The organism is Prevotella bivia DSM 20514 (assembly GCF_000262545.1).
Taxonomy (GTDB): Bacteria; Bacteroidota; Bacteroidia; order Bacteroidales; family Bacteroidaceae; genus Prevotella; species Prevotella bivia.
Genome location: NZ_JH660660.1, coordinates 1,198,578 through 1,215,269, shown reverse-complemented (window position 1 = coordinate 1,215,269; position 16,692 = coordinate 1,198,578). Strand labels below are relative to the sequence as shown.

The window sequence follows — 16,692 nt, the reverse complement described above, 5'->3', positions numbered from 1 at the left end:
GTATATACTTCCACCCTCTGTATAGGAAAAAAGAATTTATTTTTCAGCATCAATCGCTTTAATCTTCTGCTTTATTTCTTCTACATCAGCTTTAAGGCGCTCTACACGACGATTCATTTCGTCAATCAAGCTATTGCCTTTCTTTGAGCTGATATTTAAAAAGCCGAGATTATTTTCATAAGTATTGATTTCTTGCTTCAACTGCTCATAACGACGCATTAGCTTACTACGCTCATTACCTAAGGCATTAGCACCACGTTCGGCTACCTTTTTGATATTGTTCTTGAAGTTATCAACACGCTTGTGCGCCTCACTAATGTGTAATGCGCTATAAAGTTTATCTAATATTTCGTGATATTCTGTATATACCTTATCCTTTTCACGATAAGGCACATGCCCCACATTGTTATATTCTTCAGTAAGCTTCTTTACTTGCTCTTGTGTGGCTTCAGCAATGTTTTCACAAAGTTTTTTTAACTCTTCAATGATACTACGCTTCTGTTTCAAGTTGTCTTGCTCTGCAGAATGCACACCTTGGTGTGCAGCATTACGAGCTTCGAAGAACTGATTACAAGCACCAAGGAAAGCTGCCCAAAGCTCATCACCAACTTTTCGAGGAACCATACCTATGGTTTTCCACTCTTTTTGCAATGCTACCAACTTGTCAGTAGTAGCCTTCCAATCAGTAGATGCCGCTAATGCCTTAGCCTGCTCAACAAGTGATTGCTTTTTCTCAAGATTTTCAGCATACTGTGCCTTTAGTTCTTTAAAGTACTCTGCCTTACGTGTAAAGAAGTCATCACAACCAGAACGGAAACGTTCAAAGATCTTTACATTCATCTTTTGCGGTGCAAAGCCTATCGTTTTCCACTCTGCTTGAAGTTCAACAATTTGCTTAGTATGCCCTTCCCAATCAGAAGATTTCTTATTTTCTTGTTTAATAATTTCTTCTAACTTTTCGCATAAAGCTGTTTTCTTTGCTAGATTATCCTCTTCTTTAGCACGAATATCTTCAAAATGCTGCTGATGACGTTTATTTATTGTAGTACTAGCCGCCTTGAAACGTGCCCAAATTTGCTCACGGAGTTCCTTCTCTACAGGACCCGTTTCACGATATTCTTGGTGTAATTCTTGCAACTGATGAAAAGCACTTACTACATCATCTTCCTCTGCAAGTTTTTCTGCAGCCTCGCAAAGTTGCGTTTTCTTTTCCAAGTTCTTCTTGAAATCATATTCACGTGCTTCACGATTAAGATTTAACAAGTCATAGAACTGTTCCACATAAAGTTGATAACTACGCCATAACTCTGTTACTTTTTCTGCAGGAACAAGTTTTATCTCCTTCCATTCTTGCTGCAATTTCTTAAATTCAGGGAAATTATTATTTACCTCATCAGGAGTAGTTATCATTGCTTTAATGCGTTCAATGATAGTTTCCTTTGCCTTGAGGTTAGCTTGTTTTTCTTCCTCTTGTTTAAGAAAAGCCTGCTGACGCTTTTCCTTAACAAGTATCATTTCAGCTTTAAAAGCCTCCTCATCCTCATCAGGAAGATAAGAATATTTCTCAGGATCACCCCCTCTGTCTAAGAAAGCCTTTTGTTGTTCTTCACGCTCAGCAAAAAGAATTTTATAAAATGCAGCCTTTAGATGATCCACCTCTGTCTTCTTTGGCGCTTCATCACTAGCAACAATTTCTTTCAAACGCTCTAGTACTTCCTTCTTAGAGTCGTACACTTTTGTCGCATTACTTACTTCTTCTACACCTAGTTCTAGGGTTTTCTCTTGAGAGTCCATCACTTAACTTTTTTAGTTTATGATTCGGTTTTCCAAAAAATATAGGGGTAAGTTGACCTTAAACATTAAAGACTAACGATTTACCCCTTTCATTACAATATGCAAACTTACTTAAAAAGTTTGAATACACCTAATTTTATGATTGCTTTTATTACAACTTTGCCTATAATAAGCGTTTATGTCGCAATATCCACCATGAAGCACCCGATACTACAAATGATAACAACAATGCTATAGGAAAGCCCCAAACACTTTTTTCCATACCATTTACAAGATTCATTCCAAACAGCGATGAGATTAAGGTTGGCAACATCATAATAATAGAAACTGATGTTAAAGTACGCATCACGGTATTCATATTATTATTAATAATGCTAGAATATGTTTCCATCGTCGACTCTAAAATATCAGAATATATACTCGTTGTTTCTCGCGCTTGGCTCATCTCTATGTTTACGTCTTCTATCAAGTCGGCATCTAATTCGTCTACCTGCAACTTAAACTTTAGCTTTGCTAGCAAGTTTTCATTACCACGAATAGAGGTTACAAAATAAGTTAGGGAGTCTTGCAAACGGCTTAATCCTATCAAACTTTCATTGTTTACCCCCTTATCAAGGTTGCGTTTTGCCTTTTCTATCAAGGCATTTATCTGCTTCAATCGCTTTAGATACCAAACTGCTGATGATAGGAAAAGACGGAAGATAAGATCTACATAGTCGGTAAAACCCTCACCACGCTTCTGCTGATAAGAAACAAAATCAATCATCATATTTGTCTCAAAGTTACAAACCGTGATTGTAACATCTTTCTTATGAATAATACCCAATGGAACTGTTGTGTATGGGGTACGAGAACGTACTTCCTTTACATAAGGGATACGGAGAATAATGAGCATCCAACCGTCATCATACTCATAACGTGCACGCTCATCGGTATCACTGATGTCTGAAAGGAAGTAATCAGGGATATTAAATCTATCTATTAAGTCTTGTTGATCTTCTTCTGTTGGACATGTTACCTGTATCCAACAATTTGGTTGCCATTCTTTAATGGCATTCAAATTGCCATTAATATTCCAATATGTTTTCATTTATTCTAATCCTCAAACATTAAAACTCTGCTGAGGATTAGCTTATTAAGCTACAATCCTCACGCTAAATAACACTATTAAAGTTTTCCGCGTAATAATCGTCCATATAATTATACAATTGGTTTGCTGCTGCAAAAGTAGCAATAAAAAATGGTTAAGGCAAACAAACGAATAAGTTTTTACTGTAAACATGTTTTAAGGACTATCGACAATAAATAATAAAAGAGATTATGTACCTTTGTAAAAGATAAAGCAAATATCGTACAATGCTACAAAAAAAACATAAATGGATAGGAATAATCCTATTGGGCTGCTTACTAGCAGTACCTACCATTGGGTTCATATTTTATTACTGTATTCCTTTTAACCAAGAGCAATTAAAAAACTATGAAGTTAAAATCCTGCAACGTTCCTATTATCAAATTGATGTGAACGGAAAGCCTTACCTTTACTTCTCTGATTATCAACATAATACGTTTTTATATGGAACAACTAACAAAGAAGCAATTCATTATTGGGAAACAGAGCTAAAAGGCTATTGGACAAATCAAATTCCTATTCTGCCTTCTAGTTTTGGAAACATAGTTGCTTCTTGGCGGCATCGCCCTTCACCCATTGTCGCTTTACGAGGAGAAAAACTTAGAAAATTACTTTTCCTTTTTTATATTCAGACAGACAATGATATTGCAGCGTTACAAACTCAAAATAACGAACTTACTTATTATTTAAGAATACATAATGTACAAGACTATGGATACAACCGCATAGCCGAATATCACGATATTATTTTGCATAAGATGGATAGTATTAAGGCTATTCAAGAAGCTTTGAGTGATATTCCCAAGAATGCTCATCTATCATTAAAGCAGATGAACAGCTACCAGATTGCCTCCAAAGACAATAAAGAACCTATTTATCTATACCGCAAAGAAATTGTCAATAAAGAAGATGCTATCCGCCTTAGAACCACAAGTGGTAGCACCCCTGCAAAACTGTTTACACGTGTTAGCATATCAGGGGCTTACACCTTATTGCATGCCTTGGGTGAGTATCGGCGACCACTCCATACTGCTATACCTCTTGGTGCTATTCCCATTGCTGATGGATATTACATTGGTGAACAAAAGAAAGGGTTCCCACATGGGTACGGAAAATACTATGGTAACAACGGAACTTTCTATGATGGACATTGGGAAAATGGCAAACGCAATGGTTTCGGTTTTTCAATAGCACCCTATAAATATCTCTTTGCAGGCTACTGGGAAAATGACATTTGCAAAGGAGAGCGGTTAACCTACACTGACGAACGCATCTATGGCATTGACTTATCACGACACCAGCATGAGCATAACCAACAAATATACCCTATCCATTGGGATCGGTTGCGTATCACTCATTTAGGAACACTGAGCGATAAAACAATCAAAGGGAAAGTAGACTACCCTATCTCATTTATTTATATTAAATCAACCGAAGGTACAACAGTATTCAATCCCTACTATAACAATGATTATAAGGCAGCACGCCTTCATGGCTTCCGTGTAGGAACTTACCATTTCTTCTCCACTACTTCTAGTGGCATTGCTCAAGCCAATTATTTTCTCCAAAAGAGTGCCTACCTAAAAGGAGATATGCCTTTGGTTTTAGATGTGGAACCTAGCGATACGCAAATAGCAAAAATGGGTGGTGCAGAAGCAATGTTTAAGCAAATAAGGGGGTTCTTAAATAGAGTTTATGAAAAGACCCATCGCCGACCCATTCTTTATATCAGTCAAATGTTTGCCAATATTTATATGCCTTTAGCTGAAGACTTAGGCGACAATTATCTCGTATGGATAGCACGCTATGGGCAATACAAACCTAATATCAAATTAGTGTATTGGCAATTAAGTCCAGACGGAAAGGTAAATGGTGTGCATGGCGATGTGGATATAAACGTTTTTAATGGATATAGAAATCAATATGAGGAGTTTCTCAAAAGACACGCTTTATCGAGTTGAGAGTTGAGAATTGAGAGTTGAGAGTTGAGAGTTACCCGTCCTAGTATTCCTAGGTTTTCTAGGTCTCCTAGCGCATTACTAGTACTCCTAGAAAAGCTCTCAATGATCAACTTGATAAAATTCTCAATTGAATTAAACAGTTATTTCCCCACTTCCAAAACATCGCTCATGCTCCTCGTCATAAATAACGCAGAACTGACCCGGTGCTACTCCATGTATCTTCTTTTGGGCATGTATAAGAGCTTCACTACCTTCCACCAAGTGGCCTTCTTCTGATAAAACCTCTAAATAACCTTGATGATATTCAGGGGTATGGCGTATCTTAAAGGTTATAGGGATCAATGTATGCTTAAAACTAGAGCAACAACCATTTTGTAAAATAATGCCGTTGCTATCTTCAAGCTCACTTGGCGACACTGTTAACCAATGGAGATCACATACCTTAAACTTGCGCTTATAGGCTGTTTCTGGGTCATAACCATGACTTACATAGAGAATATTTTTCTCCACATCCTTTTTTATCACAAACCACGGACCACCGCCTAAGCCCAAGCCCTTACGCTGCCCAATGGTATGAAACCACAACCCTTTATGCTCGCCTATTTTCTTTCCTGTTTCTAACTCAATAATTTCACCTGCATTTTCACCTAAATATCGGCGCACATACTCGTTATAATCAATGTTTCCGAGGAAGCAGATACCTTGCGAGTCCTTACGCTTTGCATTTATCAGATGCTCACGCTCTGCTATCTCCCGCACCTCATTCTTTTCATAATGACCAATGGGGAATATGGCTTTCTGTAACTGCCAATCGTAGATTTGTGCTAAAAAATCGGTTTGATCCTTTACGGGATCAGGACTAGTACACAACCATTTCTTACCGTCTATCCACTTTGTTTGTGCATAATGTCCCGTTGCTATTAAGTCATACTCATACCCCTTTTTCTCATAAAAAGCACCAAACTTAATCAATCGGTTACACATCACATCGGGATTTGGCGTAAAGCCAGCCTTCACCTTATCCATAGTATATTTGGTTACTTGTCCCCAATACTCCTTATGGCAGTCGATAACTTCTAGCTTACACTCAAATCGACGACATACAGCAGTAGCCATCTCCAAGTCTTCTTCCGAACTACAATCCCATGCTTCGGCTTCCTCTGGACCTATCTTTATATAATAGCAATCGGGATGAAGTCCCAAACGGGCAAATTCCCATACCACTACCGAGCTATCTACACCACCCGACAGCAATACTGCTATCTTTTTATCCTTTATTTCTTCTATCTTCATTCGTCTATATCCTTCACGATTTCAAAATCAGAAACAGGCTGTTGTTTCTTACGCTTCTTGATCTTCATTGTGGCAAAGCCCATACCATAAACAGCATTAACAGCACCTTGCGAAACAAAGGCTTTATCATCTATTTCGTCAATAACCTGATAAACCGAGCGCGCTTGCGAACGACTAGCCACAACAAACAACATTCCAACATTCTCACCAGTGTAAAAACCTTTTGCCTCAATGACTGTACACCCACGCACTACCTCATTACCAATTGCTTCGCCTATCTCTTGCCAATGTGAGGAAACGATAAAAAATTGTACCGAACCACGACGACCATTGATAACATAGTCTATTGTATAACTCATCACAAATAGCACTATATAGCCATAAATAACATTTTCCCAATTATGTAAAATAAGGTAGCTTCCAGTGATAATTATCAAGTCGCAACTTAAGATAACACGCCCCAATGATATATCACGATATTTTCGCACCATAGCAGCTATCACATCCGACCCTCCAGAACTAGCATTATAAAGCAAAGCGATACCTACTCCCACACCTAGAAAAACACCTCCGATAATGCAAGCTAAAAAAGGTTGATCTAAAAAAAGTTGTGTATTGCCTAATACTGCTTGGATGAAGGAAGTAAAAATAGTAAAAACGATAACGGCAAAGATCGTTCGCACACTAAATCGCCAACCTAAAATATAAAGTGATGCAAGCAAAAGGCAGGCATTCATTGCAAAATAAACATACTGTACAGGAATATTAAATCCCCAAAACATCAAAGCCGATATACCAGCAATACCACCAATAGGAATTTTATGTGGAAGCAAAAACGCACACCACCCAAAGCTACCCAAAAGCATAGCTATTGCTATCATTACATAATCAGCTAATTCTCCAATGATTCCATTTTTCTTTTTAGCCATTTCTTTCTATCTTAAAAACAATTATTCAATACTAAAACTATATTACTATTTCTATAGTACAAAGTTAGGCATTTATTTATAGAAAGATACATTCTTTTGGACTTTAAGTTTATCATTTACTTTATATTCCTTATCTTTATTCTACTGATATTAATCACTGTATACTTAGAAATAAAATCTCTTTTCTAGAATGCTTACAAAAGGGGTTTTATTTCTTTTAGTTATTATTATTTTAAATTAAATTACAAATACTTCTCAAGAATTACTTCGCCGCCTGATTAAACTAACCAAAGCTATAACATTTGGAATATAAATAAAAAGAAAAAGAAATCCTAAGAATAAAATATTTAAGAGAGAGTATTGTCTTGCATCATATACCAATACTCCAAATAGCACTGTCAAAATTAGAAAGAAACTAGCAAAACAAACACACTCAAACAAAGTAGCTGTGCCTTTGGTGTTTAACCAAGATCTTCGCGTCAATACTATTGATTTTATTATTTTAGATATAATCATTTTCCCATACATTTTTTATAATTATCTGTTGCACTATATTCACAATTTACATATTGGTAAATAGATACAGCTACACCTATTGCTGTAACTGGAGTAGGAACTACCCAAACAAGAAGCTCCAGTACTTATTAAATAGTCTATAAGGCAAGAAAAGATAAAACAAGAGATGATTAACAAACATACCGCCTTTTTAGAAAAAAACGAATAGACTTAAAAGACTTCATAAAAACCTCCTTTTTAAAGAGTTAATAATAAAGATTGTTTAAAAGCAAAAAATAGACTTTCTGACTATTTTGGACAAAAATACACATAAAAAACAAAATACTCAAACATTTCGATGTTTTTTTTACAACTATGCGGTTTATATTTTTACTTGCCTCTATTTATAATATAAAAATATATGGTTAAAATTATCCTATATTTTTCACCTTATTACCTATGAACCTATCGACAGAATAACGACCAGCACCAGCGATCCATGACAAGATGAATACAACGAGATAGAGGAAAGCATACTCTTCTTCGCCAAAAACATCACCTCCATGAGCTGCAAGAATAGCTACTATCATCGCTATAGACATGGGGATAAGTACCAAACGAGGCAGAAATCCTACAACAAACCCAAGACTACATACCAACTCACCAAAGATAGCCATAGCTAAAGAAGTCTCACTGCCAATGCCAAAAGGATCGGGGAAGGTTGCTGCCATACCATTGAAATTGATCAACTTTTCAAAACCATGATGTGCTAATAGCAAACCAAATATAACACGTGTAAGCAACATTAATGTTAACAACTTTGTTTGTTCATTCGCATTGGGAAATAAAAATCCTAAAATCATAATCTTTTACCTTAAATTGTGAATAATAAGACAAAGACAAACAAACAATTCGGATACGATGCAATTTTTAGCAATTATTACTTAGCAACCTAGCAAACAAAGGGCAAAATACCACGAGTATGGTAGAAGCAACGCTACAAGAAATGAGCTTCTAAATATCTAAATATCAGCTATTTAATAGTAATAGATAAGCTTTTATACAGCAAACTATGACCTTTTAAAACGAAAAATAAATTATTTTTACTTCCTTTTTAATTTGTTTTTACGTCAAAAATAAATTAAAAATGTCCGCAAAAGATAAGCTTTTACAACAAAAAAGGTAAGCTATAGCCTTATAATAGCTTACCTTTCTACAGTTTGAAAACTACTTTTATCGCCTTTACTTCACCACAGGTTTCTTTTCTTCTATCCACGCAAGAATACCACCTTGAAGATTAGTAACCTTATACCCCTTAGCTGCCAAAGCGGCAGAAGCTATGGCAGAACGATGTCCAGAACGACAATATACGGCTAGCATCTTATGTTTATTGAGCAAGGAGTCGGCGTTATGGGCAAACTGTGGATCTTGTACATTGACAAGAATAGCATTTTCCACATGTCCAGCAGCATATTCTGCGGGTGTGCGAACGTCCACAATCTGCACAGAAACGGCATGGATTAGTTGCTCAAAAGCTGCTACATTTACGTTTTTATAGCTAGTTTGTGCCGAAGCACTTGTCCCTAACCCTATCATACCCAATAAAATAGCGCATATTTTTTTCATATCAGTTGTACTTTAAATCGTTAATATTACTTCCTAAAAACCAAAAAGAGCCGAATGTATCATTCGGCTCTTTTTAGATGTTGGGATACCCGGATTCGAACCAGGAATGACAGGACCAGAATCTGTAGTGTTACCATTACACCATATCCCAATAATCAAACAACTCGGTTTTGATTTGCGCTTGCAAAGTTATAGCTTTTTTCGTAAATCACAAAACTTTAGGGAAAAAATATATAAAAATTATACTTAACAGTCAGTGTAATCGCCCATTGAAAGAAGAATATAGCAAAATAAAATAAATTTATTTTGTGCTTCATGTTAATTGCTGTAACTTTGCGACTCAATATACATTATATATATAATAAATGGAAGAAACGAAAAAACTAGTCGAGTTAATTACAAAGGGTATTCAAGATAAAAAAGGTCATGGCATAGTTATTGCAGACTTGTCAGAAATAGACGGTGCTATATGCCGCAATTTTGTTATCTGTCAAGGTAACTCTCCTGCACAAGTAGAAGCTATTGCAGAGTCGATAGGCGACTATGTTAGAGAAACTATTGGTGAAAAGCCAGTAAGCTGTGTGGGCTTAGGAAATAATCAGTGGGTAGCACTCGATTTTGTAGATGTGCTAGTACACATTTTCCTTCCTGAGACACGCACTTTCTACGACCTAGAACACCTTTGGGCTGATGCCAAGCTAACTCACTTAGAAGACATCGAATAAAAAAAACTTTGCTAGGAGGTGTTTACCTCTATCTCGAAAAGAAATAAAGAAATGAGCAATCAAAACCCCAACAACAAGCAAAACAAGCCCAAGATGCCAAAGTTTAATATGACTTGGATCTACGTGCTTGCAATTCTCGTTTTATCTTTAGTGGCACTGACTGGAGGAGGAAATGGACTCTTCTCTTCAAGCATAAGCATTGAGAAAGATTATACCACCTTTCAACAGTATGTGCAAAAGGGCTATGCTACCCGTGTAGTGGTAAATAAGACACAGAACGAGCTAAAGATGTATGTGGCACCCAACCATATACGCGATATTTTCCAACAAGGACCTCAACAAACTGGCAACACACCTTATGTTACCGTGCAGTTTGGTTCTGTCGACAATCTTGAAACTTTCCTAGCTCAGGCTGTTAAGCAACACAAGATTGGTAGTTTTAGTTATGACAATCAGTCTGACAATGGCATCTTCAGTATCTTTAGTGGCTTAATCCCATGGCTTTTAATCTTTGGTGTTTGGTGGCTCTTGATGCGCAAGATGGGTGGTGGCGCTGCTGGTGGTGGTGGCGTGTTCAGTGTAGGCAAGTCGAAAGCTAAGCTATACGAGAAAGGTAACGAAATGGGCATCACCTTTAAGGACGTAGCGGGTCAAGAAGGTGCTAAGCAAGAAGTAGAAGAAATAGTGGAGTTCTTAAGGAACCCTGGAAAATATACCGAGTTAGGAGGTAAAATCCCTGCTGGTGCTTTGCTTATAGGACCTCCGGGTACTGGCAAAACACTGCTTGCAAAGGCAGTAGCAGGCGAAGCTGGCGTACCATTCTTCTCGATGAGCGGATCCGACTTTGTGGAGATGTTTGTAGGTGTGGGAGCGAGCCGTGTGCGCGATGTATTCCACCAAGCTAAGGAAAAGGCTCCGTGTATCATTTTTATAGATGAGATTGACGCTGTGGGGCGCGCTCGCTCGAAAAACCCTTCTATGGGTGGTAATGACGAGCGTGAGAACACCTTGAACGCATTGCTAACAGAAATGGACGGCTTTGGGACTAACTCTGGTGTCATCGTTATGGCAGCTACCAACCGTGTAGATATGCTGGATAAAGCCTTGTTGCGTGCTGGCCGTTTCGATCGTCAGATCCATGTCGATTTACCCGACTTGCCAGAACGTAAGGCTATCTTTAAGGTACACATGGCTAAGCTGAAGCTAGATACAACAGTGGATATCGACTTGCTTTCTCGCCAAACACCGGGCTTCTCTGGTGCTGATATTGCCAACGTATGTAACGAAGCTGCGCTGATAGCAGCACGCCATAGTAGCAAGCAAATAGGCAAGCAAGATTTCCTTGATGCTATTGACCGTATCATTGGTGGATTAGAGAAGAAAACTAAGGTAATGACCGCTGCCGAAAAGCGTACAATTGCGTTACACGAAGCTGGTCATGCCACCATTAGCTGGTTCTGCGAACATGCGCATCCATTGATTAAGGTGAGCATTGTCCCTCGTGGTCAAGCATTGGGAGCTGCATGGTATTTACCAGAAGAGCGTCCTATCACCACCAAAGAGCAGATGTTAGACGAAATGTGTTCGTTGCTTGGTGGTCGTGCAGCCGAGGAATTGTTCACGGGACATATCTCTACTGGTGCTATAAACGACCTTGAACGTGCCACTAAGAGTGCTTTTGGTATGATAGCATACGCAGGTATGAGCGATCGTTTACCAAACGTTTGCTATTATAACAATGACGAATATGGCTTCCAAAAACCTTACTCAGAAACCACAGCAAAGGTGATTGATGAAGAGGTTTTGAAGATGGTAAATAGTCAGTACGAGCGTGCAAAGCAGATATTGACTGAACACAAAGAAGGTCATAACCGTCTAGCACAGGTGCTAATAGAGCGTGAGGTTATTATGGTAGAGGACGTGGAAGAGATCTTTGGAAAGCGTCCTTGGATAAGCCGTTCGCAAGAAATTATGGATGCCGAAGATATGCGCCAACCTAAGTTAGAGGATATGCCAGAGGCTGTTAAGCTAGCACAGGCAGAACACGAGGCTGCAAAGAGAGCAGAGCTAGAAAGCAAAGTGGAAGATATTAATAACACTGCTGCTAACGAAGCGGCTTCACAAACACCAACTTCGGATACTCAAGCTACCGAAAACAACAATAAAACGGAATAAAGATGATGACTGAGAAACAAAGCAACTTTATCACACGTGCTATCTTTGGTATATTGTTCGTGGTGGTAATGGTGGGTAGTTTCACCCGTCCCGACTTTATGGTAGGACTCTTTGCTATCATTACGGGGCTTACAATATGGGAATATACAGGACTAGTAAATAGCATTAAAGGGGTGAGCGTGAACCGCCTTATTTCTACCATAGCAGGCATCTACTTCTTTTTGGCAGTAGCGGGTATAGAGTTAGGTATGGTTCGTGGGTTTGTAATCTTTGTGCCTTATATACTTTGTGTGGTCTATCTTTTAGTGGCAGAGCTATATCTCAAAAATGAAAATCCAATTCATTCATGGGCTTACACGATGTTGGGTCAGATGTATATCACGCTTCCTTTGTCATTGATCAATATCCTTGCCTTCGGAAGTGGAGACTCAGAAGCAATGGCGGAACCTAATATGCTTTTGCCCTTGAGTATTTTCATCTTGCTTTGGACAAATGATACTGGAGCATACTGCACAGGATCATTGTTTGGAAAACATAAACTTTTTCCACGTATCAGCCCTGGGAAGAGCTGGGAAGGCAGCATAGGTGGAGGTGTTTTAAGTCTTATCGTTGCTGGCTTAATAGGCTATTGGGCTAATAACAATGGAGAGGTGCAAAGTCTTAATATTCCTGTATGGATAGGTTTAGGTTTGGTTGTGGTAGTGTTTGGTACATGGGGCGACCTAGTGGAAAGTCTTTTTAAACGTACCATAGGCGTAAAAGACAGTGGTAAGATATTGCCGGGACATGGTGGAATGCTTGATCGTTTCGACTCTTCTCTACTAGCTATCCCAGCCGCAGTAGTATATATTTACACATTAAGTCAGTTCTAAAATAAAATTTTTAAAATAGCCATGCAGGAGAATACTTGCATGGCTATTTTCTTTATATGATCGTTACGCTACCCTATTTACAAGCAGCTTTTAAGCAATATAATCATCAAATTTTTGAAGATAAGTTGCCTACTCCCACATTAAAATTGTCGAGAGCTAGAACAAGGCTTGGGCAAATGGCTTACAAAAGAAAAACGAGTTGGGGACAAACAAAATACTACGACTTCACGATAGGTATCTCAACAGCTTTTGATCTATCACAAAAAGAGTTGGACGATGTGATTATTCATGAAATGATACACTACTATATTGCTTATACAGGATTAAAAGATAGCTCTGCGCACGGCAATATTTTTCGTAGTATGATGGAGACTATCAACCGACGACATAGCAGGAATATCACTATAACGGCTAAGCGAAAAGGCTTACAACAACCTTCAAACGATACTTCACCCTATCTAGTCCTTGCCCTCATCATGGAGGATGGGAAACATTTTCTTTCATCAGTAACCCCAGGGTCGGCACATAAAATAGCTAGTCAACTTGCAAAGGTGAAAGGAATAAAACAAAAGCAATGGTTTATCACTAATGATAATTTCTTCGCTAATATGCCTCGTGTTCGTACCTTACGAGGCAGGCTTGTTGAAAAAGAAGAATATCAAGAGATAACGAGTAAGCTAGAGCCTCTTACTGAATGCTTATAGCATTGCATTGTAAACGTATAACTCTAAGTTTTTACTGTATACACTTTGCAAAACTATCTATTACAGAAATGTTGTTAAACGAGTAAGCCCATTACTTTTAACAAGTAACGGGCTTATTATTATCTACAAAAACTTGTATAACATTCTCCTCATTGGAGAAGTTAAAGCATTGTTGTTATTTCAAAAGTTCGAGTGCTTTATCAACAGCAGCACTAAGGTTTGAAGCATCTTTACCACCTGCTTGCGCATAGTGGGGCTGACCTCCACCACCACCCTTGATGAGCTGTGCAGCCTCGCGAATTATCTTTCCTGCATTCTTTCCGCCTTCTTTCACCATATCATCACTAAGCATGATAGAAAGCTGAGGACGATTATCATTTACAGAACCGAGTACACAAACGAGCTTTTCGGTGATTGCTTCACGTACTTTAAAGACAATATCCTTAGCCGAAGCAGCATCAACATTGAGCACAGCTTTTACTATATTCAAGCCATCCACTTGTTCTACACCCTCTATTAAAGCCTTAGCATGACGCGCAACACCCTGCTGACGGGAGCTTTCCATTTCCTTTTTCATAGCCTCATGCTCATCAATATACTTCTGAACAACAGCCTTTAAGTCCTTTGGATTATTGAACATTGCCTTCAATTCGGTCAAAGTATCTTCTTGGTCATAGATAGCCTCTTCGCTATTAGCACCTGTAAGTGCTTCAATACGACGAATGCCAGCAGCAACACTGCTCTCTGATACGATCTTGAAAAAACCGATGCGACCTGTTGATGTAGCATGAATACCACCACAGAACTCACAACTTGGACCAAATTTCACTACTCGAACCTTATCACCATACTTCTCACCAAAGAGGGCAACTGCTCCCATCTTCTTTGCTTCATCTATTGGAGTATTGCGATGCTCATCAAGAATATAATCTTCACGAATAAGCTCATTCACAAGACGCTCTACCTGACGAAGTTCTTCATCGGTAATCTTTTGAAAGTGAGACACATCAAAACGAAGCGTTGTAGGACTTACATACGAACCCTTTTGCTCTGCATGCTCACCAAGAACCTGCTTTAAAGCATAGTCAAGTAAGTGAGTTGCAGTGTGATTTGCAGCACTAGCATTACGCTTATCGGTATCAACACATGCCATAAAATCTGCCTCAATATCCTTTGGCATCTCCTTAACGATGTGTACACTTTGATTGTTTTCGCGTTTTGTATCAATCACTTCTATAGTCTCATCCTCACTAACCAAAACACCTTGGTCGCCTACCTGACCTCCCATCTCTCCATAGAAAGGTGTATAATCAAGCACTATCTCATAGAAACTATTTTTCTTTTGTGTTACCTTACGATAGCGAAGAATGTGGCATTCGTATTCCGTATAATCGTAACCAACGAACTCCTGCTCGCCATCTTTTACGATCATCCAATCGCCATTCTCAACAACAGCAGCATTACGAGCACGTGCTTTTTGTTGTGCCATTTCTTCATCAAACTGCTTTTCATCAACGGTGTAACCATTTTCACGACAGATAAGCTCTGTCAAGTCAAGTGGGAAACCGTATGTATCAAATAAACGAAAAGCCTCTTTGCCGTCAAGTTCAGTCTGGTTATGTGCCTTTAACTCATCCATAGCACCACTAAGAAGAGAAATACCCTTCTCTAAAGTGCGGAGGAATGAGTCTTCTTCTTCCTTAATAACACGCCCAATCAACTCCTGCTGAGCAGGTAATTCTGGGTAAGCACCACCCATTTCGCGTACCAATGTTGGCAAAAGCTTAAACATAAAAGCCTCACGCTGGTTTAAGAAAGTATAAGCATAGCGTACTGCACGACGCAAAATGCGGCGGATAACATAACCAGCCTTGGCATTGCTTGGTAACTGTCCATCGGCAATAGAGAAGGCAACGGCACGCAAATGGTCGGCAATAACACGCATAGCCACATCCACTTTTTCCTGATCATTAGCACATTCGCCATCCTTTCCTGAAGGAGTTGTAAAGCCATACTTAAAGTTGCTTATTGCTTCTATTTCTTTAATGATAGGCTGGAAAATATCGGTATCATAGTTAGAGTGTTTGCCTTGCAACATACGCACCAAACGTTCGAAGCCCATACCCGTATCAATTACGTTCATAGCAAGTGGTTCCAATGAACCATCAGCTTTACGATTGAACTGCATAAATACGTTATTCCATATCTCAATTACCTGTGGATCGTCTTTATTCACCAACTCACGCCCAGGAATACCGTTACGCTCGTTCTCAGGACGAGAGTCGATATGGATCTCTGTACATGGTCCGCAAGGTCCAATATCACCCATTTCCCAAAAATTATCGTGCTTGTTACCATCGATAATATGATCGGCTGGCAAGTGCTTTAGCCAATATTGAGCAGCTTCATCATCACGAGGAATGTTCTCTTCAGGACTACCTTCAAACACTGTAACATAAAGGTCTTTAGGATCAAGGTGGAGAACATCTACCAAATACTCCCACGCATAATCAATTGCCCCTTCTTTAAAATAGTCGCCAAAGCTCCAGTTGCCGAGCATTTCAAACATAGTATGGTGGTATGTATCATGCCCAACTTCCTCTAAGTCGTTATGCTTACCACTAACACGAAGACACTTCTGCGAGTCAGTACGGCGACGAGGCTCTGGATCTTTTGTACCAAGAATAATGTCTTTCCACTGATTCATACCCGCATTGGTAAACATCAGTGTAGGGTCGTCCTTAATTACCATCGGCGCAGATGGTACGATAACATGTCCTTTCGACTCAAAGAACTTTTTATACGAGTCGCGGATTTCATTAGCTGTCATCATCTTATTTTATGTTTTAAATCTATATTTTCAATCAAAAGTATTGCAAAGATACTGACTTTTCAGTATTTTTGCAAACAAATAAGAAGTCGAATACACAAAAACTTATCCCCCTTTCTACAGGCTAGTTTTTATTATATTCGATAACCTAACTTAGAA

General features: G+C 38.7%; 12 protein-coding genes and 1 tRNA gene. 5 read left to right on the top strand and 8 right to left on the bottom strand.

All coding sequences use genetic code 11. The features are described from left to right. Positions 1 to 36 precede the first annotated feature (36 nt). Positions 37 to 1,794 (bottom strand): DUF349 domain-containing protein, encoded by a 1,758-nt coding sequence (locus PREBIDRAFT_RS07480; protein ID WP_004337094.1) that lies wholly within the window; start codon positions 1,792 to 1,794, stop codon positions 37 to 39. A gap of 163 nt (positions 1,795 to 1,957) precedes the next feature. Then, positions 1,958 to 2,884 carry a magnesium transporter CorA family protein gene (locus PREBIDRAFT_RS07475; RefSeq protein ID WP_004337095.1) on the bottom strand — a complete coding sequence of 309 codons (927 nt, stop codon included), beginning with the start codon at positions 2,882 to 2,884 and terminating at the stop codon, positions 1,958 to 1,960. A 266-nt stretch (positions 2,885 to 3,150) separates the two neighbouring features. Here PREBIDRAFT_RS07475 and PREBIDRAFT_RS07470 point away from each other — a divergent pair, with 266 nt between their 5' ends. Beyond that, positions 3,151 to 4,884, top strand: coding sequence for a glycoside hydrolase family 25 protein (locus PREBIDRAFT_RS07470; protein WP_004337096.1), 1,734 nt, complete (start codon positions 3,151 to 3,153; stop codon positions 4,882 to 4,884). A 132-nt stretch (positions 4,885 to 5,016) separates the two neighbouring features. Here PREBIDRAFT_RS07470 and mnmA read toward each other — a convergent pair whose 3' ends face one another. From mnmA to PREBIDRAFT_RS07445, 5 genes are all read right to left on the bottom strand, one after another. Further along, entirely contained in the window at positions 5,017 to 6,177 is a 1,161-nt protein-coding gene (mnmA, locus tag PREBIDRAFT_RS07465) for a tRNA 2-thiouridine(34) synthase MnmA (RefSeq protein ID WP_004337097.1), read from the bottom strand. Then, positions 6,174 to 7,106 carry a YitT family protein gene (locus PREBIDRAFT_RS07460; RefSeq protein ID WP_004337098.1) on the bottom strand — a complete coding sequence of 311 codons (933 nt, stop codon included), beginning with the start codon at positions 7,104 to 7,106 and terminating at the stop codon, positions 6,174 to 6,176. The genes mnmA and PREBIDRAFT_RS07460 overlap by 4 nt, the downstream gene beginning before the upstream one ends. 926 nt (positions 7,107 to 8,032) lie before the next feature. Then, on the bottom strand, positions 8,033 to 8,464 hold the full coding sequence (locus PREBIDRAFT_RS07455; RefSeq protein ID WP_004339579.1) for a DoxX family protein: 432 nt from the start codon (positions 8,462 to 8,464) through the stop codon (positions 8,033 to 8,035). Positions 8,465 to 8,843: 379 nt separating this feature from the next. Then, on the bottom strand, positions 8,844 to 9,227 hold the full coding sequence (locus tag PREBIDRAFT_RS07450) for a rhodanese-like domain-containing protein (protein WP_004337100.1): 384 nt from the start codon (positions 9,225 to 9,227) through the stop codon (positions 8,844 to 8,846). An 80-nt stretch (positions 9,228 to 9,307) separates the two neighbouring features. Continuing rightward, positions 9,308 to 9,378, bottom strand: a tRNA-Gln gene (locus PREBIDRAFT_RS07445). A gap of 214 nt (positions 9,379 to 9,592) precedes the next feature. On the opposite strand from PREBIDRAFT_RS07445, the gene rsfS reads away from it, so the two are divergent. The 4 genes from rsfS to PREBIDRAFT_RS07425 are packed head-to-tail and all read left to right on the top strand — an operon-like array spanning position 9,593 to position 13,703. Then, positions 9,593 to 9,952 carry a ribosome silencing factor gene (rsfS, locus tag PREBIDRAFT_RS07440; RefSeq protein WP_004337101.1) on the top strand — a complete coding sequence of 120 codons (360 nt, stop codon included), beginning with the start codon at positions 9,593 to 9,595 and terminating at the stop codon, positions 9,950 to 9,952. A gap of 51 nt (positions 9,953 to 10,003) precedes the next feature. Continuing rightward, positions 10,004 to 12,127, top strand: a complete 2,124-nt coding sequence (gene ftsH, locus PREBIDRAFT_RS07435) for an ATP-dependent zinc metalloprotease FtsH (RefSeq protein WP_004337102.1) — start codon at positions 10,004 to 10,006, stop codon at positions 12,125 to 12,127. Positions 12,128 to 12,132: 5 nt separating this feature from the next. Further along, positions 12,133 to 12,999 (top strand): phosphatidate cytidylyltransferase, encoded by an 867-nt coding sequence (locus PREBIDRAFT_RS07430; RefSeq protein WP_036875652.1) that lies wholly within the window; start codon positions 12,133 to 12,135, stop codon positions 12,997 to 12,999. 56 nt (positions 13,000 to 13,055) lie between these two features. Continuing rightward, complete coding sequence (locus tag PREBIDRAFT_RS07425) at positions 13,056 to 13,703, top strand: SprT-like domain-containing protein (RefSeq protein ID WP_004339577.1); 648 nt, start codon at positions 13,056 to 13,058, stop codon at positions 13,701 to 13,703. A 175-nt stretch (positions 13,704 to 13,878) separates the two neighbouring features. Here PREBIDRAFT_RS07425 and alaS read toward each other — a convergent pair whose 3' ends face one another. Continuing rightward, on the bottom strand, positions 13,879 to 16,536 hold the full coding sequence (gene alaS / locus PREBIDRAFT_RS07420; RefSeq protein ID WP_004337105.1) for an alanine--tRNA ligase: 2,658 nt from the start codon (positions 16,534 to 16,536) through the stop codon (positions 13,879 to 13,881). Positions 16,537 to 16,692: the final 156 nt, after the last annotated feature.

Bases quoted from the DNA above. Each gene is read 5' to 3' on its own strand.
- PREBIDRAFT_RS07480 (WP_004337094.1), bottom strand. From the start codon at position 1,794: ATGGACTCTCAAGAGAAAACCCTAGAACTAGGTGTAGAAGAAGTAAGT.
- PREBIDRAFT_RS07475 (WP_004337095.1), bottom strand. From the start codon at position 2,884: ATGAAAACATATTGGAATATTAATGGCAATTTGAATGCCATTAAAGAA.
- PREBIDRAFT_RS07470 (WP_004337096.1), top strand. From the start codon at position 3,151: ATGCTACAAAAAAAACATAAATGGATAGGAATAATCCTATTGGGCTGC.
- mnmA (WP_004337097.1), bottom strand. From the start codon at position 6,177: ATGAAGATAGAAGAAATAAAGGATAAAAAGATAGCAGTATTGCTGTCG.
- PREBIDRAFT_RS07460 (WP_004337098.1), bottom strand. From the start codon at position 7,106: ATGGCTAAAAAGAAAAATGGAATCATTGGAGAATTAGCTGATTATGTA.
- PREBIDRAFT_RS07455 (WP_004339579.1), bottom strand. From the start codon at position 8,464: ATGATTTTAGGATTTTTATTTCCCAATGCGAATGAACAAACAAAGTTG.
- PREBIDRAFT_RS07450 (WP_004337100.1), bottom strand. From the start codon at position 9,227: ATGAAAAAAATATGCGCTATTTTATTGGGTATGATAGGGTTAGGGACA.
- rsfS (WP_004337101.1), top strand. From the start codon at position 9,593: ATGGAAGAAACGAAAAAACTAGTCGAGTTAATTACAAAGGGTATTCAA.
- ftsH (WP_004337102.1), top strand. From the start codon at position 10,004: ATGAGCAATCAAAACCCCAACAACAAGCAAAACAAGCCCAAGATGCCA.
- PREBIDRAFT_RS07430 (WP_036875652.1), top strand. From the start codon at position 12,133: ATGACTGAGAAACAAAGCAACTTTATCACACGTGCTATCTTTGGTATA.
- PREBIDRAFT_RS07425 (WP_004339577.1), top strand. From the start codon at position 13,056: ATGATCGTTACGCTACCCTATTTACAAGCAGCTTTTAAGCAATATAAT.
- alaS (WP_004337105.1), bottom strand. From the start codon at position 16,536: ATGATGACAGCTAATGAAATCCGCGACTCGTATAAAAAGTTCTTTGAG.